The 23,020-nt window shown below is 74.7% G+C and carries 16 protein-coding genes; 8 read left to right on the forward strand and 8 right to left on the reverse strand.

The window, feature by feature from the left end:
* Nucleotides 1-88: 88 nt before the first annotated feature.
* From ACZ3YL_RS02860 to ACZ3YL_RS02870, 3 genes are all read right to left on the reverse strand, one after another.
* Nucleotides 89-391, reverse strand: a complete 303-nt coding sequence (locus tag ACZ3YL_RS02860; protein WP_465654940.1) for a hypothetical protein — start codon at nucleotides 389-391, stop codon at nucleotides 89-91.
* A 343-nt stretch (nucleotides 392-734) separates the two neighbouring features.
* Nucleotides 735-1,412, reverse strand: a complete 678-nt coding sequence (locus tag ACZ3YL_RS02865; protein ID WP_188310198.1) for a DUF4232 domain-containing protein — start codon at nucleotides 1,410-1,412, stop codon at nucleotides 735-737.
* 283 nt (nucleotides 1,413-1,695) lie between these two features.
* Nucleotides 1,696-2,688 carry an Lrp/AsnC family transcriptional regulator gene (locus ACZ3YL_RS02870; RefSeq protein ID WP_465654942.1) on the reverse strand — a complete coding sequence of 331 codons (993 nt, stop codon included), beginning with the start codon at nucleotides 2,686-2,688 and terminating at the stop codon, nucleotides 1,696-1,698.
* Between the two features lie 349 nt (nucleotides 2,689-3,037).
* Here ACZ3YL_RS02870 and ACZ3YL_RS02875 point away from each other — a divergent pair, with 349 nt between their 5' ends.
* Nucleotides 3,038-4,591: an MFS transporter gene (locus ACZ3YL_RS02875; protein ID WP_465655254.1), complete on the forward strand. Its 1,554-nt coding sequence runs from the start codon at nucleotides 3,038-3,040 to the stop codon at nucleotides 4,589-4,591.
* Between the two features lie 409 nt (nucleotides 4,592-5,000).
* Here ACZ3YL_RS02875 and ACZ3YL_RS02880 read toward each other — a convergent pair whose 3' ends face one another.
* Nucleotides 5,001-5,918 carry a peptidoglycan-binding domain-containing protein gene (locus ACZ3YL_RS02880; RefSeq protein WP_465654944.1) on the reverse strand — a complete coding sequence of 306 codons (918 nt, stop codon included), beginning with the start codon at nucleotides 5,916-5,918 and terminating at the stop codon, nucleotides 5,001-5,003.
* 509 nt (nucleotides 5,919-6,427) lie between these two features.
* Here ACZ3YL_RS02880 and ACZ3YL_RS02885 point away from each other — a divergent pair.
* The 5 genes from ACZ3YL_RS02885 to ACZ3YL_RS02905 all read left to right on the forward strand — a co-directional run bounded on the left by ACZ3YL_RS02885 (nucleotide 6,428) and on the right by ACZ3YL_RS02905 (nucleotide 12,039).
* Nucleotides 6,428-9,364 carry a sensor histidine kinase gene (locus tag ACZ3YL_RS02885; protein ID WP_465654946.1) on the forward strand — a complete coding sequence of 979 codons (2,937 nt, stop codon included), beginning with the start codon at nucleotides 6,428-6,430 and terminating at the stop codon, nucleotides 9,362-9,364.
* Nucleotides 9,361-9,807 carry a roadblock/LC7 domain-containing protein gene (locus ACZ3YL_RS02890; RefSeq protein WP_188307373.1) on the forward strand — a complete coding sequence of 149 codons (447 nt, stop codon included), beginning with the start codon at nucleotides 9,361-9,363 and terminating at the stop codon, nucleotides 9,805-9,807. The genes ACZ3YL_RS02885 and ACZ3YL_RS02890 overlap by 4 nt, the downstream gene beginning before the upstream one ends.
* Before the next feature lie 104 nt (nucleotides 9,808-9,911).
* Entirely contained in the window at nucleotides 9,912-10,277 is a 366-nt protein-coding gene (locus ACZ3YL_RS02895) for a DUF742 domain-containing protein (RefSeq protein WP_188307374.1), read from the forward strand.
* Between the two features lie 3 nt (nucleotides 10,278-10,280).
* Nucleotides 10,281-10,880, forward strand: coding sequence for a GTP-binding protein (locus ACZ3YL_RS02900; protein ID WP_188307372.1), 600 nt, complete (start codon nucleotides 10,281-10,283; stop codon nucleotides 10,878-10,880).
* Between the two features lie 25 nt (nucleotides 10,881-10,905).
* Entirely contained in the window at nucleotides 10,906-12,039 is a 1,134-nt protein-coding gene (locus ACZ3YL_RS02905) for an FAD-dependent monooxygenase (RefSeq protein WP_465654949.1), read from the forward strand.
* A gap of 78 nt (nucleotides 12,040-12,117) precedes the next feature.
* Here the strand turns inward: ACZ3YL_RS02905 and ACZ3YL_RS02910 are convergent, their stop codons facing one another.
* The 4 genes from ACZ3YL_RS02910 to ACZ3YL_RS02925 all read right to left on the reverse strand — a co-directional run bounded on the left by ACZ3YL_RS02910 (nucleotide 12,118) and on the right by ACZ3YL_RS02925 (nucleotide 18,777).
* On the reverse strand, nucleotides 12,118-12,876 hold the full coding sequence (locus ACZ3YL_RS02910; protein ID WP_188307370.1) for a serine hydrolase: 759 nt from the start codon (nucleotides 12,874-12,876) through the stop codon (nucleotides 12,118-12,120).
* A gap of 165 nt (nucleotides 12,877-13,041) precedes the next feature.
* Nucleotides 13,042-14,640 carry a hypothetical protein gene (locus tag ACZ3YL_RS02915; RefSeq protein WP_465654951.1) on the reverse strand — a complete coding sequence of 533 codons (1,599 nt, stop codon included), beginning with the start codon at nucleotides 14,638-14,640 and terminating at the stop codon, nucleotides 13,042-13,044.
* Nucleotides 14,641-14,740: 100 nt separating this feature from the next.
* On the reverse strand, nucleotides 14,741-15,520 hold the full coding sequence (locus ACZ3YL_RS02920) for a leucyl/phenylalanyl-tRNA--protein transferase (RefSeq protein WP_465654952.1): 780 nt from the start codon (nucleotides 15,518-15,520) through the stop codon (nucleotides 14,741-14,743).
* On the reverse strand, nucleotides 15,517-18,777 hold the full coding sequence (locus tag ACZ3YL_RS02925) for an amino acid adenylation domain-containing protein (protein WP_465654954.1): 3,261 nt from the start codon (nucleotides 18,775-18,777) through the stop codon (nucleotides 15,517-15,519). Before ACZ3YL_RS02925 ends, ACZ3YL_RS02920 begins: the two co-directional genes overlap by 4 nt.
* A 212-nt stretch (nucleotides 18,778-18,989) precedes the next feature.
* On the opposite strand from ACZ3YL_RS02925, the gene ACZ3YL_RS02930 reads away from it, so the two are divergent.
* Both ACZ3YL_RS02930 and ACZ3YL_RS02935 read left to right on the forward strand, forming a co-directional pair.
* Complete coding sequence (locus ACZ3YL_RS02930; protein ID WP_188309966.1) at nucleotides 18,990-22,199, forward strand: putative bifunctional diguanylate cyclase/phosphodiesterase; 3,210 nt, start codon at nucleotides 18,990-18,992, stop codon at nucleotides 22,197-22,199.
* A 411-nt stretch (nucleotides 22,200-22,610) separates the two neighbouring features.
* Nucleotides 22,611-22,973, forward strand: coding sequence for a hypothetical protein (locus ACZ3YL_RS02935; protein WP_188309965.1), 363 nt, complete (start codon nucleotides 22,611-22,613; stop codon nucleotides 22,971-22,973).
* Nucleotides 22,974-23,020: the final 47 nt, after the last annotated feature.

A 23,020-nucleotide genomic window follows, 5' to 3' on the forward strand; every position in this document is an offset into this window, starting at 1 on the left:
GGTGACGGGCCCGGGTCGCGCTCCGCGTCCACGCCCTACTGCGGGGGGCGCGGGGAGTGGGAAGTCGACGGGGCCGACTTCCCACTCCTCACGCGTGACGGGGCGACCGTGTCAGGTGAAGTGGTCGGCGAACGGGTGTGGTTGGGGCGGCGGGCAGCGCGGAGGCCCCGGCGGGCGGCGCGAAGGGGAGGAGCGCGCGGGAGGCCTGCTCGTACCGGACGTGCTGTCCGGTGCGGGTGCGGGTGAGCAGTCCGGTGCGGTGCAGGATGCCGAGGCGGCAGGAGACCGTGCCGGCGGCGAGGAAGTGCCGCTCGCCCAACTCCGAGGTGGTGCGGGCGATGCGGAGGACGGACAGCAGCCGCGCCCGGGTCACTCCGGGCAGGGCGTGCACCGTCGGACCGGGGCCGGTGTCCGGGCCCGGTGGCCGGTGTCCGGGCCCGGTGGCCGGTGTCCGGGCCCGGTGGGCCGGTGTCCGGGCCCGGTGGGCCGGTGTCCGGGCCCGATGGGCCGGTGTCCGGGCCCGATGGGCCGGTGTCCGGGCCCGATGGCCGGTGTCCGGGCCCGATGGCCGGTGTCCGGGCCCGATGGGCGAGGTCCTCCTCCAACCGACACCGGGCGGGCTGCCGAGCGCGGGGCCGTGAGACCGCCCGGCGACCGGGACCCACCCCGGGCGACGGTCCCCCGTGATCGTCCGCCACATCATGTCTGCCGCAACACCGTTGCGGCGCGTCCGGTCACTGGCCGCCCTGGCCGGCGCTGCCCATGGGGCCGATCTTCACCGGGCTGGAGCCGTCGGCGGCGGGGAGGGAGCCGGCACCCGGCCACTGCAGGGTGACGGACTTGGTCTCGTCCGGCGGGGTCACGACCAGGCCGGTGATCCGGACACCGGTGCCGCCGGTGTCGTTGCTCGGGTAACTGATTCCGAAGAAGGTCGACTTGCCGGGCTTGACGACGCCCGCGACGACCGGCTCGCCGGAGCGCTGCGCCGACAGCGACCCCGCGTTGGTCTTCAGGTCGACGCCCGCGTAGCCGGAGAGCGAGCAGTCGTGGCCACTGCGGTTCTTCAGCTCGACCACGACGGTGCGGGTGGCGTCACCGTCGATAGTGCGGTCCGCAGCCGTGATGGTGAGGTCGTCGGTCCGGCACTTGCCGCCCTTGCCACCGTCGGTGGAACCCGTGGAACCGGTGGAGCCGGTGGAGCCGGTGGAGCCGGTCCCGGCCGTCGTGCCCTTCCCCCCGGCCGTCGGCGCTCCGGAGGCCGTCGCGCCGCCGGTGGCCCCGGTGGCCGCCGGCGGCGCGGAGGAGGGCTTGTTCGCCGCCGTTCCGCCGTCGAGGTCGTCGTTCTGACAGGCCGTCAGCGAGAGACCCGCGGCAACGGCCAGGGCGGCGAAGGTGAGCTTGTGAACGCGCATCGTGTCTTCCTCAGGGTCGTGTGGCGGCCGGTACTGGTGAGCAGGACAGCCCGGCCGGGCGAACCGTTCCGCCCAACCGGCCGCCAATACAGTGCTGTTACACGAACGACCGGGCACCCCGCACCCCGCCGCCGCCCGCACCCCCGCCCGACCCGCCGCAGGACCGGCCGACACGGCGGTTCCCACCGCCGTACCGCTCCCGGCCACGGTCGCCGTCCGCTGGGACAGACCCGTGACCCGGCGGATCTTGACCGCGAGCGTTCACCCGTCTCCTCCCGCGGCGTCAGGCGAGTGCCGGGTGGATGAGCCGGCCGTGGTGGATGAGGGAGGCCGCCTGCTTGAGGCGGCGGACGCGGACGCTGATCTCGTAGCCGCGGATGCCCTCGATCCGCGCGAAGCGGGTGCTGAGGTAGCGGTAGAAGTCGGGGGTGTCCCTGCACATGACGACGGCCATGATGTTGTGCCGGCCGCTGACGGCCGCGGCGAAGGCGCACTCCTCGTGCCGGCTGATCTCCTCGCCGATGTGGTGCAGCCGGGGCAGTTCGACCTGGAGCCAGAGGGTGGCGTTGAGTTCGTAGCCGAGGCGCTCGGGGAGGGTGTCGACGTCGAAGACGAGGGAGCCGGTGGCCTCCAGGGCCTCCAGGCGGCGGGCGACGCGGGGTTTGGACCAGCCGGTGACCTCGGCGAGGTGAGTGTGGGAGGCGCGGCCGTCCTCGGCGAGGGCGGCCAGCAGGGGAAGGTCCTCGTCGCCGGGGGTGAGCGGGGGGCCGACGGGGGTGGGGCGTTCCGCGACGAGCTGCCGGACCTGGTCGTCGGTGAGAGAGCCCTCCCCGCCGGTCCAGCCGGCCGCGCTCTCCGGGCCGAAGGGGTGGATCAGCAGGTCGACGCTCATGTCGAGGACGGAGGCGGCCCTGGGGAGCTGCCGTAGGAGGACGTCGTCGCGGGCGGTGCCGGCGGGTGAGCGGATGATGCAGTTGATCTCCGATCCGCCGGAGGCGATGTTCGCGTAGGCGACCTCGGGGCGGCGGGCGAGCGAGTCGGCGAGCGGTCCGACGGCGTCGGGGCGGCAGCGCAGGCGGGCGATCCACTCGGACTGGCCGTGGGCGGCCGGGCTGCTGAGGCCGACGACGCGCAGGACCCCGCTGCGGCGCAGGGCGTTGTAGCGGCGCGCCGCGGTCTGTTCGGACACCCCGATGACCTCGCTGAGGCGGCGGAAGGAGACCCGCGGGGCGAAGTGGAGTCCGTGGATGATTTTGCGGTCCAGTTCGTCAACCATGGATGAATCGTCACACGCGGACCGGCAGCGGTGGAGGTTCTGTGCCGTCCGCCCGGCTCGGCCTGGGGATCTGTCGCCCATCGGGGCGAAGCTGGTCGGCGGCTCCGCGGGCGGTGGGCGGCCGGCGCGGACCGCGGGTCCGGCCGGCGCGCCCGGCCCGTGAGCGGGCGCGCGCCGGACGGCGGCGCTCTCACCGCAGCCGGTGCCCGCCGCGGCACCTCCGCAGTCGAAGGAACCCCTCGTGAACTCCGCAACGATGCAGGGCCCCCGGACCCAGGGACCCCATGGCCCCCGGGCACAGGGCCGGCGGGCGCAGCGCCCCCCGGCCGGACGGGGCACCACCCTCGTCATGGCCTGCCTGGGCGTCTTCGTCGCCTACCTGCCGGTGACCACCGTGTCGGTGAGCCTGCCGGCGATCCAACGGGCGCTCGGCGCCTCCACCGCCCAACTGTCCTGGGTGTCGGACGCGTTCGTGCTGCCGATGGCCGCGCTGATCCTGACCACCGGTGTGGTGGGCGACGTCCACGGCCGCAAGCGGGTGTTCCAGGCGGGCATGGCCCTGTGCGCGATCGGCGCGGCGGTCTCGCTGAGCTCCGACTCGGTGCGGGCCCTGTGGGCCGGGCAGGCGGCCTCCGGGCTGGGGGCGGCGGCGCTGCTGCCCACCACGCTGGCGCTGATCAGCCACGCGGTGCCGGACCACCGGGAGCGGGGCAGGTTCATCGGGCTGTGGGCGATGTCCCTGCTGGCCTCGCTCGCCGTGGGCCCGCTGATCGCGGGCGTGCTGCTGGAGCACGTCGCGTGGCGCTGGATCTTCCTGCTGCCCGTCCCGGTGTCGCTGATCGTGCTGGTCGTCGCCGCCTCCCTGCTGCCCGACTCGCGGGCACCGCACGCCCGTCGGCTGGACTGGCCTGGTCAGCTCAGCGCGGCCGCGGCCGTCACCGCCGTGGTCTACGGCGTGATCGAGGGCGGCGCGAACGGCTTCGGCGAGCCCGCGACGGTGGCGGCCCTGGCGCTGGGCGCGGTCGCCGCGGTGGTGTTCGTCGTCGTGGAGCGCCGCAGCGCCGGCCCGATGATCGACCTCGCCCTGTTCCGCAGCCCCGCGTTCACCGCCACCTCGCTGGTCGCCATGATCAGTTTCCTGGGGCTGATCGGCTTCTTCTTCGTGCTGAGCCTGTACTTCGGCCTGGTGCAGCACCTGAGCACCCTCCAGGCGGCCCTGCGGATGGTCATGGTGACGGGGGCCTCGCTGGCCGCCAGCCTGCCCGTCGGGCGCCTGATGCACCGGGTGTCCGCCCGGGTGCTGATCACCACCGGCCTGGTCGTCACGGCCGGCTCGCTGCTGTCGCTGACCGACCTCGACGCCCACACCTCCTTCGGCTCGATCGCCTGGCGGCTGCTGCTGCTCGGCCTCGGCCTGGGGGCCGTCCTCACCCCGATGACCGCCTCCGCCGTCTCCGCCGTCCCGCACCACCTGGCCGGCATGGCCGCGGCCGGCAACAACGCGTTCCGGCAGGTCGGCGGCGCCCTCGGCCCCGCCGTGCTCGGCGCCCTGCTGACCACCCGGACGCTCGACGCCCTGCCCGGCCGGCTGACGGACGCCGGGGTGCCGGCGGCGACCGGCGGCCACGTCCTCGACGTCGCCCGGGAGCAGGGCCTCGGTGCCGTGGCGGGACTCGACCTCGGGCCCGCCACCGGCCAGGCCCTGACCGCCCTCGGCGACTCCTTCCTGGACGGCCTGCGGCTCTGCCTGATCGTCTCGGCCTCGCTCGCCCTGCTGGCCGCCCTGGCCTGCGCCGTCCTGCTACGGCCGGCCGCGCGCCCGGCGCCGCACACTGCGCCGCACACCGACCAGGCCACCGACCAGGCCACCGACCAGGTAGCGGATCCGGCCCCCGCGCCCTGATACCCCGCGCCGTCGGCGAGGGCGGCCGGGTCACCACCCTGGAACAGGCCTGTTCGGCGTCGGCGAAGCGCAGCACGACGGTGTGGGTGCCGCCGGGCGGGCGGCCGCCCTCGCCCAGGTGGACCGTCCGGTCGGTGCTGGCGACCAGCTCCCCCGGGCCCAGCAGGACGGGGGCGGCGGCCTCCCGGTAGGCGTCCAGCCGCTGCCGGTCGGTGACGTCGTAGTTCAGGATGGGCAGGGCGGACACGGTGACTCCTCGTCGGCTCGGACGGTCCTCGGGGCAGCGCGGAGCGGCTCGCCGACACCCGGGGCGCAGGATGCCCGCCCCGCCCCCTGGGCACACGACGGGGCAGGGCCACCGGAGGTGTCCGGTGGCCCTGCCCCTCGTGGTGCGCGTGCGCCGCGGGCGTCAGTTCATGAAGGTGACGTCCCAGTGGCTGCCCTCGTTGGCGTAGATGTTGCCGGAGGGGGCGGTCCACAGGTCGGCGCCGTCACCGCGGGTGCCGCTGTGGGCGAAGGTGCCGTGGATGTGGTCGGTGAGGCAGCTCGACATGGCGAAGTCCAGCTTGTAGCCGGTGCCGTGGCTGTAGGTGCCGCCGGCGTGGCCGGTCTCGGTGCCGCCGGTGATGTTCAGCGCGCAGCCGCCGATGGCGTGCTTGAGGTTGACGGCGCCGTCGGCCGAGGCGCGACGCAGGCCGTCGAAGGAGGTGCAGCTGCTGTTGGTGCGGTCGGAGCAGTTGCCCGAGGAGGACCAGGTGATGCCGGCGGCCGAGAACATCGAGGCGGCCTGCGACTGGCTGAGCGTGTCACCGCCGCCGCCACCGCCACCGGTGCTGCCGCCACCGCCGAGCAGGGCGGCCCAGGTCGCCGGGCCGACGATGCCGTCGACCGGGTTCAGGCCGGCCGACTGCTGGAATCCGCGCACCTTGGCGTCGGTGCCGGGGCCGAAGGCACCGTCGACGCCGAGGCCGGCGCCGTGGGCGTTCAGCTGGACCTGGAGCGCCTTGACGGCGTCGCCGTTGTCGCCGCTGCGGACGGTGACGATCAGCTTGGACCAGGTGTCGCCACCGACGATGCCGTCCACCGGGGACAGGCCGCTGGCGCTCTGGAAGCTCTTGACCTTGCCCTCGGTGCCGGGGCCGAAGGCACCGTCGGCGCCGGTCGCGAAGCCGCGGGCGGACAGCAGGTACTGGACCGTGGTCACGTTGTCGCCGTGGTCACCGTTGCGGACGAGGGGCCAGCCGGCGGCCTGGGCGGCGGGGGCGACGAGCACCGCCGCGAGAAGCGCGGCGAACATCGCGGCGACGACTGCCGGGATGCGTTTCATGACGGTTCCTCACTGACTGGCTGAGCGCGGAAGCGCGCGGGCGGGGGCGGCGGCACCGAACGGCTCGTCGGCCGCGACCGGGCCACCGCCGAGAGACGCTAGGAGCCGCCGGCGGCGTCCCGCTAGCGCGTCCCGTCCCTGGGACGACGCCCGGCCCCGGGGGCGGCCACCGGGGCCGGGCGGGCAGTCGTCCCAGGGATGCTCCGCACCGCAACGGCCCATCGCCGGGCGGGTGCCGGCGGCGGAGCCGGCGTCGACGCGTTCGCGGCTGCCCGGTCGCCGAGGAGCTCACCGGAGGGGGCGTCACACAGTTTTCACACATCGGCCATCCAGCGGTCTCGGACGGGGTCGACACTGTGTCAGGCAGTGCCAGACGCGGCTGCTTCGAGCACAAACGGTCAACGTGCGGGTGACATTGTGTCCAGCTGGTGCACAAGCACCACCCAGAAAGCGAACGGGCTTTCACTCCAATCACACGATATGACTAGTATCGCTTCGTCAAAAAGCCCGTGCCCGGACGGCCCGCCCCTCACCGGTCGGCCGCCAGCCCCAAGGAGACTGCTCTGCGCGCGCGTGCGAATCGGCGGCCCCCGACGCCGAAGGCCCCCCGCAGGCGTCCACGCCTGTCCCTGCGGGCGGCACTACTCGTCCTGGCCGTCGTCCCCAGCCTCGCCCTGGTCGCCCTCTGGGCGGTCACCAGCGGTGAGACCGTCTTCGACTTCCAGCGCCAGGCCGCCCAGGGCATGCTCGCCCAGAAGGCCGGCCAGCCGTCCAACATCGTCTACTACAACCTCCAGGAGGAGCGCCGGCTCAGCGCCGACGCGCTCGCCCGGCCCGGCGGCAACACCGACCAACTGCGCCACCAGCGGCAGTTGACCGATGACGCGGTCCACCAGTTCCAGGCCCTGTCCGGCGAGACCGCCGACGGCGCTCCGGACGACGTCCGCAACGCCGTCGCCGAAGCCCGGCAGGCCATGGCCAAACTGGCCGAGGAACGCGCCGCCGTCGACAAGGGCTCGGTCGACCAGCAGAGCGTCTTCACCTACTACACCGACCTGATCGCCGTCGACCTGCGGCTGTTCACCGCGCTCAGCCACGTCGACGCGGGCGAGGTCACCTGGGTGTCCAAGACCCTGGTCAACTCCTTCTGGGCCAAGGAGATGCTGGCCCGCGAGGACGCCGTGCTGGCCCGCGGCTGGCCCGCCGGGCGGCTCAGCACCGCCGACTACCAGCAGGTCCAGCAGCTGATCGGCGCCCAGGACCACCTGTTCACCGTCCAGGTCGTCCCGTACGTCCCCGACGGCGAGGCGGCCGGCTGGCACGACCTGATGAACAGCCCCGCCTGGCAGGCCAAGGCCGCCGTCGAGCAGCAGCTCACCCGGCCGGTCTCCGCCGACTCCAACGGCACCGTCAGACTGCCCGCCGCCCAGGACCAGTGGCGCCAGGCCGTCGACCAGCTCAACCCGCAGCTGGTCAAGGCCATCGAGGCCCGCACCAGCGCCATCGTCGAGGTCGGCAAGGGGACCATCCTCGGCCTGCTCACCCGCGTCGTGCTCACCGCCGTCATCGGCCTGATCACCGTCATCGCCGTCGTCATCGCCTCCTGGCGGATCAGCCGCTCGCTGCGCCGCCGGATCAAGGACCTCCAGACCCAGGCCGAGGAGATGGAGCGCACCCTGCCCGAGGTGGTCGACCGCCTCGGCCGCGGCGAACAGGTCGACCCCGAGGCCGAGAGCCGCGCCGTCACCACCGGCGAACACGGCAACGGCACCGACGAACTCGCCCGCCTCGGCCAGACCCTCAACCTGGCCCGCTCCGCCGCCCTGGAGGCCGCCGTCCGGCAGGCCGACCAGCACCGCGGCTTCGAGCGCCTGCTCCAGCGCATCGCCCGCCGCACCCAGCTGCTGATCGGCCGCCAGCTGCGCAAGCTCGACGAACTGGAGCGCAAGCACGAGGACCCGGAGGTCCTGGAGGGCCTGTTCGACCTCGACCACCTCACCGCCCGCCTGCGCCGCTACGAGGAGAACCTCGTCATCATGGCCGGCGGCCAGCCGCAGCGGCGCTGGCGCAAGCCCGTACCGCTGCTGGACGTGCTGCGCTCCGCCCAGGGCGAGGTGCAGGACTACCGCCGGATCATGATCGACGTCGAGGGCCACCCGTGGCTCTCCGAGCGGGCCGTCGGGCCGGTCGCCCACGTGCTCGCCGAGCTGATGGAGAACGCCACCACCTTCTCCAAGCCGCCGACCCCGGTGGAGGTCCGGGCCGCCATGGTCGGGCGCGGACTCGCCGTCGAGATCGAGGACCGCGGCCTCGGCATGGACCCGCAGCAGTACGACGCGGCCAACGAGCTGATGAGCCGCCCGCCGCGCACCGACGTGCTGGCCCGGGCCGACGACATCCGGCTCGGCTTCTACGTGGTCGCCCGGCTGGCCGCGCTGACCGGGCTGAAGATCGAGTTCCGGCCGTCGGCCTTCGGCGGCACCCGGGTGGTCGTGCTCGTCCCGGACGAGCTGGTCATCGACGGCGACACCGGCCTGCCGGACGCCGCACCCGTCGAACCCATCCCGCTGGTCCGCCGCTCGCGCCGGGCGCTGCGCTCCGCCTCCGACGAGGCGCCGCAGCCGGTCGGGCCGGTGGGGCCGCCGGTCGCACCGGTGGACTCCTTCGGGGCGGGCTCGCCCACCGGACAGGCCGAGGCGATCGGCCAGGCCGCGCATGCCCAGTGCGTGGCCGCGGCGTTCCAGGAACCGGCGTTCCCGGAACCCTCGTTCCCGGTGCAGCCGGTCCCGGCCCAGCCGTACCAGCCCGGCCCCGCCGAGCAGCCGATCCAGCACAGCTCCCCCGCCGACCCGCCGCCGGCCTACGCCGCCACCCCGGCCGAAGCCCACGACGGCGCGCCCACCGCCACCCCCGCCCCGGAGGCCCCGGCCTACCCGGACATCGCCTACGCCCGGGTCACCGAGGCCGAGGCCCCGTACGCCGACGAGCAGTACCGCCCGGCCGACCACTACCGGCTGGCCGAGCGGCGCCGGGGCCGGGAGTACCCCTCCGCCGTACCGGTGAGCCCGGTCGAGGGCGGGCAGCCCCCGCTGCCGCAGCGCGTCCGGCAGGCCAGCCTGGCCGCCGAGCTGCGGGTGCCGCCGACGGCCCGTCAGCAGTGGGTCGCCCCGGCCGCCGAGCAGCCCGCCGGCCCGGTGGACGGCGCCCCGGCCGCCGACCCCGTCCAGCGGCCGGTCCGCCGCTCCGGCGCCGCCATCGGCGCCTTCCAGCGCCAGTCCCGGGCCGCCCGCGCCCAGGACAGCGGCGAGCACCCACTGCCCCCGTCCCCCACCCCGCCGGCTCCCCCCGCCCTTCCCGCCGGTCCCCCCGCCTCCGCGTCCGCGCCCTCCCCCCGGGCCCTGCCGGCCGCGGAACCCCGAACCACACGAACGGATGACCAGTCATGAACCGCACGATCGCCACCCATCAGGACCTGGACTGGCTGCTGGACGGACTCGTCGACTCGGTGCCCGGCACCCGCAACGCCGTCCTGCTCTCCGACGACGGCCTCGTGGTCAGCCACTCCCGCACCATCGAGCGGGCCGACGCCGAGCGCCTCGCCGCCGTGGCCACCGGCCAGCAGTCGCTCGCCCGGGGCGTCGGCCAGCTCTTCGACGGCGGGCCCGTCCACCAGGTGATCGTCGAGCTGGCCGAGTGCTGGCTGTTCGTCATCGCCGCCGCCCAGGGCACCCACCTGGCCGTGGTCGCCTCCCAGGAGGTGGACGCCGAGGTGATGTCCGTCGCGATGCACACGCTCGTCCAGCAGGTCGGCCAGAAGCTCACCACCCCGGCCCGCGCCGAGGGCGCCCCCGCGTCCTTCGACGCCTTCGCCACCCGGAACCGGAGCTGACCGGGGTGGGCCCGTACCGCGACGAGGGGGACGCCCGGGCGCGCGGCCGGGCGCCGCACTGGAGCGAACTGGAGGAGCCCGACGCCGAGGACGAGACCGGCGTCATGGTCCGCCCGTACACCATCACCCGCGGCCGGACCGCGCCCGAGCGTGACGACCTCACCCTCATCACCGTGCTCACCACGGCCGAGGACGAGGCCGACGCGGCCCTGGCGCGGGGCAGCCGCGCCGGTGCCCGCGGCCTCCAGCCCGAGCACCGGCTGATCCTCGACCGCTGCCGCCGCCCGGCGGCCGTCGCCGAGGTCGCGGCCGGCCTGGACCTCCCGGTCTCGGTCACCAAGATCCTGCTGGGCGACCTCGTCGCCCAGGGGCTGCTGCGGGCCCGGGCGCCGCTCTCGGTGGCCCGCGCCGCCGGGGGCGTGGACCTCGGCCTGCTCACGGCCGTACGCGAAGGACTCCGGAGACTCTGAACCATGGCAACGCCCCACTCCGCCCACCACTCCACCCCTGCGACCGCCGCCCCCGCCGCGGTCAAGATCCTCATCGCGGGCGGCTTCGGCGTCGGCAAGACCACCCTGGTCGGCTCGGTCAGCGAGGTCGCCCCGCTGCGCACCGAGGAGTACCTGACCACGGCCAGCGTCGGCGTCGACGACCTGGCCGGCGTCGACCAGAAGGACACCACCACCGTCGCCCTCGACTTCGGCCGGATCACCGTCAGCCCCGAGCTGGTGCTCTACCTGTTCGGCACCCCCGGGCAGGAACGTTTCTGGTTCATGTGGAACGACCTGGTCAACGGCGCCCTCGGCGGGATCGTCATCGCCGACACCCGGCGGCTCGACACCAGCTTCGCCTCCATCGACTTCTTCGAGAGCCGGGGCATCCCCTTCGTGGTCGCGATCAACTGCTTCCACCACCACAACACCCGCACCCCGGAGGAGATCCGGGCCGCCCTCGACCTCGATCCGCAGGTCCCGATGCTGATCGGCGACGTCCGCGAACGCGGCTTCGGCCGCGACCTGCTGCTCGCCCTGGTCGACCACCTGATGGACCTCGCCGCCACCCCCGCCGGCTGAGCACCGTTCTTTGGAGCGCCCCTTCATGACCACCCCCCTTCGCGTCCTCGTCCACGGCGGCGGCATCGGCGGCCTCACCCTCGCCACCGCCCTCGCCCGGCGCGGCCACCACGTCGAGGTCGCCGAACTGCGCGACCGGCTGGAAGCCCTCGGCGTCGGCATCATCCAGCCGTCCAACGCCCTGCACGTGATGCGCGAGATCGGCGTGCTCGACGAGTGCCTCGCCGCCGGCTTCGAGTGGGAGGTGCTGACCATCTGCGACCCGGCCGGCACCACCCTCGCCCGGATTCCGCAGCCCCGGATGGGCGACACCCCCTCCAACAACGGCATACCCCGCCCCGCCCTGGCCCGGATCCTGGCCGACGCCGCCACCACGGCCGGCGCCGTCCTGCGCTTCGGCACCACGATCGCCTCGGTGAAGGACGACGGCGACGGGGTCGACGTCACCCTCACCGACGGCCACGGCGGCCGCTACGACCTGGTCGTCGGCTTCGACGGCATCGGCTCCCCGCTGCGCGGGCACCTGTACGGCGACACGTACGCCCCCGAGTACACCGGCTTCGCCAACTGGCGCGTCACCCTGCCGCGTTCGCCCGAGGTCAAGGGCGTGGTGATGTCCACCGGCAACCTCCGGGCCAAGGCGCTGCTCACCCCGATCAGCGCGGAACTCATGTACCTGGGCGCGGTGTTCGCCGAGGCCGAGGACTTCCGCCCGGCGCCGGAGCGCGCCCACGAGCAGCTCCACGAGCGCCTGGCCGGCTTCGACGGCCCCATTGCCGAGGCCCTCGCCCAGGTCACCGACCCGGCCGCCGTGGTCTACTCCCGGATCTCCCAGGTCACCGTCGGGGAGCCCTGGCACGTCGGCCGCATCGTCCTCGCCGGCGACGCCGCCCACGCCTCCACCCCGCACCTCGCCCAGGGCGCCGCGATGGCCGTCGAGGACGCCCTCGTCCTCGCCCAGAGCCTCGACAGCGCCGACGGCGTCCCCGCCGCCCTCACCGCCTGGGAGGAGCGCCGCCGCCCGCGCGCCATGTGGGTCCAGTCGCTGTCCCGCGCCGTCCTCAAGCAGGAGACCGGCACGCCCACCACGCCGGAGGAGGACGAGCTGCTGAAGATCGGCATCCCGGGCGCCGCCCACGTCCTCGTCAAGCCGTACTGAGGCCGGTGCCTCCGGGCCCCGCGCGGGGGTTGCGCCCGCGCGGGGTCGCGCCGGTCCGGGGCGCGGCCGTGCCCGCGATCAGCGCGTGACGGCCCTGCGCCGCTCCCACACCGCCGCCGAGATCCGGGCCAGCAGCCGGGCGGCCGGATCGGTGCGATCGCTGCCGTCCGCCAGCGGGCCGGTGTAGCAGACCGCGATCAGGTACGGCGGGCAGTCGTGCGGGCGCACCAGGCCGACGCAGTGCCGGGCGCCGGGCACCCAGCCGTTCTTGAACGCGATCCGGGTGTCCGGCGGCAGCCCGGCCGCGAGGTCCACCCGGAAGTCGTTGCGCTCCAGCAGCCCCAGCAGCTCCGGCTCCCCCGCCAACGAGCGCAGCAGCCGCACCAGATCACGGGCGCTCACCCGGTTGTGCACGCCCGCCGCGCGCGCCGCGTAGTCCTCGATCCCGCGCGGGGTCACGCTCCGGGTGGCCCCCGCCCGGCGCCACACCTCGGCCACCGCCCGCTGGTCGGTCCGGGCCAGGCAGAGGTTGGTCGCCAGGTTGGAGGAGTGGGTGATCATCCGCTCGGCCAGCAGCCGCAACGGCACGTGGGTGCCGAGGAGTTCCCACGGCAGCGGATCACTGTCCCACTCCGGGTCGTTGCCGAACTCCCCGCCCACCACCGACTCGTGGCGGTTCACCACGGGCACCTCGGCGTCGAGGCTCGCCCCGCCCCGGGCCAGCGCCGCCAGCACCGCGACCTTCATCGTGCTCGCCGCATCGTGCAGCTCGTCCGGCGCGCGGGTGAACACCGGCTCGGCACTGCCCTCCCAGGGGGCCACCACCACAGACAGCATGGGGAGAGAGTAGTGCCGTCCGGGCCGACGGCACGCCAACGGCCCGCCGTCCGGCACCGCCGTCGGCGTGTGACCGGACGGAGCCCCGGCCGCGCAGGTGGCGAAGACAGCGGAGCGGGAAGTCGGCCGGTCCGACTTCCCGCTCCGTGCCCCGTCTGCGGCCGATCAGCTCTTGCTGGGCCTCGGGGAGGCCGGGAGGGTGGCCGAGCCGGTGAGGAGGGGCCATTCCTTGTGGAAGGGCGGGAGGGGGAGCTTGCCCTCGATGATCGGGGTGCCGAAGACCTTGAGGTGGGCGGTGAGGGCGCCGTTCAGGTCGATGCCGCCGACCAGGGCCCAACTGCCCTGGAGCTGCGGGGTGTTGCCGGGGAGGTCGACGGCGAGGGAGCCGTCCGCCTTGGCGCTGAGGTAGGGGGCGACGGTGGCCTCGACACCGACGGTGTCGTAGAGGCCGAGGCTGACCTCGGCGCCGAGGGCGGCGCGGACGGAGGCCTTGCCGTTGAGGCGGACGTGGACCGGGGAGACCTTGGTGTCGGCGTCGGTGGCCGAGGTCCAGCCCTTGCCGCCGGTGTAGTCGGCGCGCACGGTCCAGGTGCCGGCGGCGTCCTGCTCGGTCTCCAGGTGGACCTGGCCGTCGGCGCCGACCTCCAGGTAGCAGGTGAGGCCGAGGTTGACGACCACGGGCAGGCCGGCGACCGTCAGCACCGGGCTGGCCTGCAGCTTGGCGAACGGGACGCGGATCGGCGCCGCGCCGGTGTTGCGGGCGACGTCGCCGGTGACCTTCCAGTGCGCCTGGGCGCCGAGGTCGAAGCCGATGGAGGCGGTCCGCGGGCTGGTGGCGGCCGCGCCGTGGTAGGCGAAGTGGACGGCCGGGTGCAGTTGGAGGGAGCCGGAGGCGTCCAGGCTGGCGCCGCCGGGCAGCGGGACGGGGGCCTTGACGTCGACCTCCAGGGTGCCGGAGGCGTCGGCCTTCACACCGTTGCCGTCGAGGCCGGCGGTGGCCTTGAGGTCCTTGACCAGCGGGGTCACCTGGATGCCGTGCACGTCGATCGGCACCTGGCCGTCCGCCTCGGTGCCGCCGAGGAGTTCGGAGAGGGTGGCCGGGCGGGTGGTGAGGTTGAGGGTGTTGCCCGCGCCCGGGTTGACGCCGGTGACGGCGACCAGCGCGCCCTGCGGGGCGGCGGCGGTGGGCGGGCTGGCGATCAGCTGGCCGGCCTGGACGGTGGAGGCGGCAGCGGGGGCGGAGGCAGTGGCGGGCGCGCTCGCGCTCGCGCTCGGGGACGCGGTCGGTGACGCCGCCCCAGAGGCGGTCGGGGATGCCGTCGGGACGGCCGTCGGGGCTGCCGTCGGGCCCGGGGCCGTCAGGACGGCGGTGCCCTTCCCCGGGTCGTAGCCGGTGAGCTGGAGGCTCTTGGTCGCGGCGGTGACCGCGCCGCCGTCCTTGCCGGGGCTGCCGATGACGGCCTGCTTGTCGTCGGCCGGGGCGACCGTGACGGTGCCGTTGCCGCCGCCACCACCACCGTTGCCGGTGGAGGGCTTGCCGGCGGCCGGGGTGCCGGCGCGGGCGCGGGGTGCGTCGGAGGCGGGGCCACCGCCCGCCGGGCTGCCCCCGGCGGTGGTGGCGGTGGCGGCGACGCCGGCGGCGGCCGGTTCGACGGCGGCCTGCGGGGTGCTGCCGGAGCCGGTGGGCCCGCACGCGGCCGTCCCGGCGAGGATGAGGGTGAGCAGGGCTGCGGGCGCGGCCCGGCCTATCGAGGGTTTGAACACGCGGCGTCATGTTACTGACGAGGAATAAGTTTGTCGAAGACGGACCAACGAGATCGCCCCCAAGCCCGGGGCCGACCCGGAGCCGACTCGAAACCGCAGGTCAGACCAGCCGTGCGACGGGCAGCAGACCGTCCGGCAGTGTACCCCCCGCAGGGGGCCCGGCCAGCTCGGCGAGGTAGCGGGTGCGCTCCATCGGCACCGCTCCGAGGCTGCGCACGTACGGCCCGTCCCACTGGGCGTCGAGCAGGCGCCCGCCCGCGGCGGCGAACCGGGCCCCGAGGTCGGCGACGGCGACCCGGGCGGCGTCCGGCCGGCGGTGGAACATCGAGTCCAGGCTCAGCACCGGCCCGGCGGCCACCCCGAATGCCCCGCCGATCAGCTCCCCGCCCTCCCACACCTCGACGCTGTGCGCCGCGCCGAGCCCGTTCAGCTCGACCAGCGCCGCCCGTAACTCCTCGGTGAGCCAGGCGGGTTGACGCCCCTCGGCGCAGGCCGCGAGGACCGCGCCGAAGGCTTGGTCGGCGGTGCTCCACCACGGTGTCGCGGACCCGTGCGCCCCGCGCAGCCGCCGGGCGAGCCTGCGGGGCAGCCGGACGGCGTCGGGCCGCAGCACCGGGCGCGGGTCCGGCGACCACCAGGCCAGCGCGTACGGGTCGGCGGCGCCCGGCAGCACGGCCACCTCGCCGGCCTCGACCGCCTCCCCGTGCAGCGCCTCGTTGTAGGCGCCCGCGTACTCGTCCGCCGCCGGCAGCGGGAACAGTCCGCGCCGGTAGGCCGCCAGCAGCTGCCGCGGGCCGAGCACCCCGCCGAACGCCACCGGCCCGTCCCCGGCGGCGTGTCGGAGGTCCAGGGCGTCGAAGTCGGGCACCGGCGCGGTCACAGGAACCCCTCGTCCGCCAGCCGGGCCAGGTAGTGGTCCAGCAGGGCGCCGTCCACGGCCGGCAGTTCGATCCCGCTGCCCTCCAGCGCCGCCTCCGCGTTGGCCCGGTCGAACCTCGGGAACACCGGCTGGAAGTACAGCTCGCTGATGGACAGTTCGGATCCGGGCGCCCGGTCGACGAACAGCGGGACGAACGGTGTGATCGGGTGGGTCGGATGCCCGGCGGCGAACCGGACCAGCCGCCGCACCCAGTCCCGGTACGGGAGTTGATCGATCCGGTGGCCGCGCGCCCGGAGCCGGTCGGCGAGGTCGGGGAGCCCGGCCGGGTCCGGCGAGGTGAGGTGGTAGACCTCGCCGTCGGCGGGCGCGTGCGCGGCGATGTGGGCGACTGCCCGGGCGAACCGGTCGGCGGGCACGAAGTCCAGCGGCAGCCGTACGTCCGGACAACTGCCGCTGTCGGCGAAGTACTTGATCAGCGCGCAGAGTTCGGTGCCGGTGTTCATCACCCCGGCCGCGAGGTCCCCGGTGACGTCGTTGGTGCGCAGCACGGTGACCGGCAGCCCGCCCGCCGCCGCGTTGTGCAGCAGCTGCTCGGCGACCCACTTGCTCTCCACGTAGCCGACGCCGAGCCGTTCGGGGTGGGCCAGCGGCGTGCGTTCGGCGACCTCGCGGACGCCGGCCGCGCCGAACCCGGCCAGCACGGCGAGGGTGGAGAGGTAGTGCACGGGCACGCCCCGGCTGTGCCCGGCGAGCCGGACCACCTCCCGGGTGCCGCCGACGTTGGGCGCGCGCAACTGGTGGTACGGGTAGAGGAAGTTGACCTGCCCGCCGAGGTGGTACACCGCGTCCAGGCGCCCGGCCAGCCAGTCGAAGCGGCGCTCCGTCAGCCCGAGCCGCTCGGCGGCCAGGTCGCCGACCAGCGGCACCACCCGGTGGTCGGCCAAGTCCCTTCGCAGGAAGCGCTGTTGGGTGGCACGTAGCCGTTCCAGCGCGTGCTCCTCGTCCGGCGCGCGGACCAGGCAGTGGATCCGCGCCCGGGTGGTGGCGAGCAGCACGTGCAGCAGGTGGGCGCCGCAGAAGCCGGTGGCGCCGGTGAGCAGGATCTCGGCGGGCTCGGCCCGGGACGGCGCGGGGCTCCAGGACTGGCCCACGCCGTGGGTGAGTCGGGCCTCGGCGTACCAGTCGACGGCGCCCCCACCGGCCTCCCCCGGGGCGGCGCCGGCCCTGGCGGCCTGCAGTGCGGCGGTGAAGTCGCGCAGGACGGGCGAGCGCAGCAGTGCCCGGGTGAGGGTGCGGACGTGGCCGACGTCCAGGCCGAACATCATCCGGGCCCGGGCGAGCATCTCCATGGCGAGCAGCGAGGTGCCGCCGAGGGCGAAGAAGTCGCCGTCGGGGCCGACGAGTTCGGCGCCGAGCAGCTCCGCCCAGAGGTGGCCGACGGCGGCCTCCACGGCGCTCGGTCCGGGACCGGCGGGAGTGAGAGCGGGGATGGAGGTGGGGATGGAGGCGGCGGCGGGCGCCGCCGTCCGGACCGGGGCGTGCGGCAGCGAGCGCCGGTCGATCTTCCCCGCCGCCGTGAGCGGCATGGCCTCCAACGGTACGAACTCCGCCGGGACGAGGTACTCCGGCAGCCGCTCCGCGAGGAACGCCCGCAGCCCCTCGGGGGGCACCGCCCGGTCGCCCACCGTGTAGTACGCGGTGAGCACCCGGCTGCCGTCCGGCGCGCTGCCGTCGGCCGCGACCCGGGCCTGCCGCACCGCCGGGTGGGCGGAGAGCACCGCCTCCACCTCGGCCGGGTCGACCCGGTGCCCGCGCACCTTCACCTGGTCGTCGAAGCGCCCGAGGATCTCCAGCTGCCCGTCCGCCCGCCAGCGCCCGGCGTCCCCGGTGCGGTACATCCGCTCACCGGGCAGCGGCGCGTACGGATCGGGCCGGAACGACTCGGCGGTGAGCCCGGCCTGCCGCCAGTAGCCGCGGGCGAGGCCGGGCCCGCCGAGGTGGATCTCACCCCGCTCGCCGGGCCGCACCGGCCGCAGCCGCTCGTCCAGCACGTGCACCCGCACCCCCGGCAGCGGCCGCCCGATCGGCACCGGCGCGGCCGGGGCGGCCAGCAGCTCCGGGGTGACCTCGCAGTGCAGCGAGGTGACCGCCGCCTCCGTCACCCCGTACGCGTTGAGCAGCCGCACCCCCGGCAGCCGCTCCGCGCAGGCCCGGCAGTCGTCGGCGTGCACCACGTCCCCGCCGACCACCACCAGCCGCAGCCCGTCCGGCGCCGGGCCGCCGGGCGGCAGCAGGTCCAGCACGTGGTGCCAGTACGCGGGCGTGAAGTCGGCGACGGCCAGGCCGAGCCGGGGCAGCCGCCGGACCAGTTCGGTGGGCGCCCAGGTGTCCCGGCCGCCGAGCACCACCGTCGCCCCGGCGAGCAGTGCCGAGAACACCTGCTCCAGCGCGGTGTCGGCGCCGAGCGCGGCCAGCTGGAGCACCCGCTCGCCGGGTGCGAGGCGGTAGGCGCGGACGACCCGGTCGAGGGTGAACACCAGCGAACGGTGGGTGACCGGGACGCCCTTGGGGCGGCCGGTGGTGCCGGAGGTGTAGATCAGGTAGGCGAGGTCGTCGGGCGTGGCGTGCTCGTCCCGGGCGGCGGTCTGCGCCGACGCGGAGCCGGCGTCCGGCGCCACCCGCTCCACCCCGTCGAACCCACGACCGTCCGTGACCGCCACCCGCGCCCCGCTGTCCGCCACCAGCCCCGCGAGCCGCCGCTCCGGGTGCGCCGGATCCAGCGGCAGGAACGCCCCGCCCGCCTTGAGCACCCCCAGCCAGGCCACCACCAGCTCCACCCCGCGCCCCAGGCACACCGGCACCACCTGCCCCGGCCCCACCCCCCGGGCCCGCAGCTCGGCCGCCAGCCGGTCGCTGCGCCCGTCCAGCTCGCGGTAGCCGAGCGTGGCCTCCTCCGCCACCACGGCGATCGCCGTCGGGTCGTGGGCGGCCCGGGCCCGGAACAGGCCGTGCACCGTCTCCGCGAACCCGGCGCGGGCGGACGGCCCCGCCAGGGCCGGCACGTTCCGCTCGACCCAGGCCCGGCACCGGGCCCGGCCGGCCGGCCCGTACACTTGCCGCCACCCGGTGGGCAGCGGCACGTCCCCGGGCTCCGCGGGCCAGAGCGCGTACTGGCCGTCGTCGTTCCGCACCACGGCGTGACGCCCGGAGTTCACATCCGTGCGTACACCCAGTGCGCTGTCGGGTGCGTCGTCCACCGGCTTGACCTCGTGCTGAAGCGGCAGAATGCTGGGAGGTGCGACATTTCCGACTATACGCACTCAGGGGACACCGACAACGTCCGTCGCACGGACCGCCGGACGCCACTTCCCCGTGGGCCGAGGAAGGCCCCCCAGGACCCGTACGCACCCGTCCTCGCCCGAACTCCCCTGCCCGAGCGGCCGGGTGGTGTCGCGGAGGAGGTAGCTCGTTGACTCGCCGGCGACAACGCCTGATGGTGTGTTACCTGCTCTGGATGGTGCTGTTCACCGGCATCTACTTCGCCGACCCCGGGCTGCGGATCATCTGGTGGACGGGCATGGGCCTCGGTGGCGTCGCCGCCGTCGTGGTCGGCGTCCGGCTCAACCGCCCCCGCCACCCGCTGTTCTGGTACCTGCTGGCGCTCGCCAACCTCAGCTTCACCACGGGCGAGGCGATACAGGCTCTTCAGCTCGACATCCTGCACCTCGACAACCCGTTCCCGTCCGTCGCGGACGGCTTCTACCTCGCCGAGTTCCTGCTGTACGCGGCAGGCCTGCTCGGCTTCATCCGCTGGCGCACCGCCCGCCAGGACCGCGCCGGACTGCTCGACGCCCTGATCATCACGCTCGGCCTGGCCCTGCTCGTCTGGATCTACCTGATCCTCCCGTACGCCCGGAACCCGGACCTCACCTGGATCCAGAAGGCCGTCTCGATCGCCTACCCGCTCGGCGACGTGGTCGTCCTCGCCCTGCTGCTACGGCTGTTGACCCCGCGGGGCGGCAACTCCCGCTCACTGCAACTGCTCACCGTCGGCGCCCTCGGCCTGCTCACCTCCGACGTCCTCTACGGGCTGATCCAGCTGCACGGCACCTGGCAGATCGGCACCGGCGTGGAACTCGGCTGGGCCGCCTTCTACACCGCCTGGGGCGCGGCCGCGCTGCACCCCTCGATGGTCGAACTGACCAGACCCGTCCCCACCCAGCAGCCCGACCTCTCCGCCGGCCGGCTCGCCCTGCTGACCCTCGCCTCGCTGATCGCACCCGGCATCCTGATCATCGAGTCACTGGCCGGGAACACCAGCAACGCGGGCGTGATCGGCGCCTTCTCCGCCCTGCTGTACCTGCTGGTGCTGGCCCGGCTGGCCGTCGTGGTGGTCGCCCGCCGGCAGGCCGTGGCCCGGGAACGGGCCCTGCGCCAGGCGGGCGCCCGGCTGACCGCGGCCGTCACGGTGGCGGAGGTCGCGGACGCCGTCCAGGCCGCCGCCTCCACCCTGATGCCCGCCGAGCGCGGGCACGTCGCCCTGCTGACGGTGGCCGAGTCCGGGGTGCTGCACGTCCGGCGCGCCGGCAACCACACGGACGGCGGCGGCACGGGCGCAGGCCTGGGCGTGGGCGGCCTGGGCGGGGGCCCGGGCGATGGCGGGAGCGCCTCCCCGCACCGCCCCACCCCGCAGGAGGACGAGGTCCTCGCCGGCCTCGCCGCCCACCGCGAGACCCGGCTGCTGCCCGTCGGCTCCGTCGACCTGCCCGCCCACCTCGGCGGCATGCCCGCCGCCCTGGTCTGCCCGCTCATGCTGGCCGAGCGCCCCTCCGGTGACCCGCTGATCGGCTCGCTCGTCGTCACCGGCACCGAGCAGGAGCTGACCAGCCTCTGGGGCTCACTGGAGATCCTGGCCGGCCAGGCGGCGCTGGCCGTCGAACGCGTGGTGCTGAGCCAGGAGGTCATCCGGCGCAACAGCGAGCTGTACTTCCGCACCCTGGTGCAGAACGCCGGCGACGTCATCCTGATCCTCGACGCCGACGACGGCGTCCGCTACGCCTCCTCCTCCGCCCAGCGGGTGCTCGGCTACCCCAGCCTGGACGGCACCCTGCTGACCGACCTCGTCCCGCCCGAGGACAGCCGGGAGGTCGGCAAGGCGCTGGCCCGGATGCGCGGCCCCGCCGAACCGCCCCGCGGCGACCAGCCGCGCGAGCACTGGCGGCTGCTGCGCCAGGACCGCACCCCGATCGAGGCCGAGGTCCGCTACACCGACCTGCGCGACGACCCGACGGTCGGCGGCCTGGTGCTCACCCTGCGCGACGTCACCGAGCAGCGCCAGATGGAGCGCGAGCTGACCCACCGGGCCTTCCACGACTCGCTGACCGGCCTCGCCAACCGGGTGCTGTTCCAGGACCGGGTCGGCCACGCGCTCTCCCGCGGCGAGCGCAGCGGGGCCGTCACCGGGGTGCTGTTCATCGACCTGGACGACTTCAAGGTGGTCAACGACACCCAGGGACACGCCGTCGGCGACGAACTGCTGGTCGCCGTCTCGCTGCGGATCTCCACCGCGCTGCGCAGCTCGGACACCGCCGCCCGGCTCGGCGGCGACGAGTTCGCCGTCCTGGTCGAGGACGCCCTGTGCCCGGCCGACGTGGACACCATCGCGGCCGGCGTGCTCGCCGTGTTCGCCGAACCGTTCAAGCTCAGCGCCGGCGCCGTCCGGGTCAGCGCCAGCATCGGCGTCGCGACCACCGAGGACAGCGTGGACTCGACCGAACTGCTCGCCCACGCCGACCTCGCGCTCTACTCGGCGAAGGCGGCCGGCCGCCGCCAGTGGTGCCACTACCGGCCGGCCCTGCAGGCCGGGATGGTCGAGCGGCACGAGATGAACGAGAACCTGGACTCCGCGATCGCCGAATCGGCCTTCCAGCTGTACTACCAGCCGATCGTCGACCTGCGCACGGGCGATCTGGTCGCCTTCGAAGCCCTCGTCCGCTGGCCCCACGACGGACGCGGCATGGTGCTCCCCGACGAGTTCATCGCCCTCGCCGAGGAGAGCGGCCAGATCGTCCCCCTCGGCGCCTGGGTCCTGGAACGCGCCGCCGAGGAGGCCGCCGCCTGGCACGCCGCCAGCTCCGCCGCCCGCGCCGCCGCCGGCCGCCCCCCGCTGCGGGTCAACGTCAACGTCTCCGCCCGCCAGTTCCGCGACGCCGGCTTCGTCGACGTGGTGCGCCACGCCCTGGCCACCTCCGGCATCGACCCGCGCACCCTCGTCCTGGAACTCACCGAATCCGTCCTGATGCGCCGCGACGACCGCCTGCGCGCCGACATGGCCACCCTCGGCGAACTCGGCATCGGCCTCGCCATCGACGACTTCGGCACCGGCTACTCCTCGCTGTCCTACCTGCGGGAGTTCCCCATCTCCCTGCTGAAGATCGACAAGTCCTTCATCGACGGACTCGGCCTCTCCCCCCAGCAGTACGCCCTGGTCGAGGGCATCACCCGGATCGCCGACACCCTCGGCGTCCAGGTCATCGCCGAGGGCATCGAACACCCCGACCAGCGCGACCTGCTCGCCGCCATGGGCTGCCCCCTGGGGCAGGGCTACCTCTTCGCCCACCCGATGGACGGGACCCAGGCACGGGCACTGGTGCGCTCCACCACCTACGAGCCGGCGTAGTCGGAGACCGCGTCAGCAGTGCGGTGGCCAGGATCCCGTGACGGGCGGCGAGGATGCCCCGCTCGGCACGGGATGCGAGGAGACCGGCCATGGCAGCGGCGGAGGCGTCCTGGTACCCGGTGCGGTGTGTGTTCCGGCGGGAGGCCTCGGAGGGCCTGGCGCACGAGGAGCGGGTGACGTCGTGGCGGGTGTCCTCGGCGGAGGAGGTGATCGGGCGCGCGGTCGGCCCAGCCTCCGGCACCGGTCCAGCGAGTCGACACCTCCCAATGAGCCCTGAGTGCCGACGCCAGCGACACGCCGACGAAGCACGGGGATTCACTCGCACGAGTGATTGCCGACGCTCCGCACACTGACCGACACTCGGAGTAATCGGAGAGCCCGTCGGGCTCTCCCGGCGTAAGGAGTGCCGCCATGACCGCAGCCGAATCCTCCGCCTCCGAGATCCCGCAGATCGCGGGCAGCTCCCAGCCCACCAGCCACGGACAGGACCTCGCGGCGATCGGCGGCAACGTCGGCGCCGTGTGGCGGGCCTGGTGGACCTGGACCCCGTCGCACGGGGTCTTCAACCTGCAGCTCCCGTGGAACGTCATCGGGGTCGACTCGACCGTCGTCATCACCGCCTCCGAGATCGACGCCAACGGCCACCGCTTCGTCGGCGCCGCCGCCCTCCAGGTGTCGAGCATCGCCCCCGGGAACGGCGTGGTCACCTTCAAGATCAACATCGACTGGGGCAGCTCGCTGCCGATGCGCACCGACGTCCTGGTCTTCAACTGAGCGGACCCCGACGCGCGGAGAACAACGGGAGTGGGAAGTCGGCCCGG

Source organism: Kitasatospora sp. NPDC023176 (genome assembly GCF_055560495.1).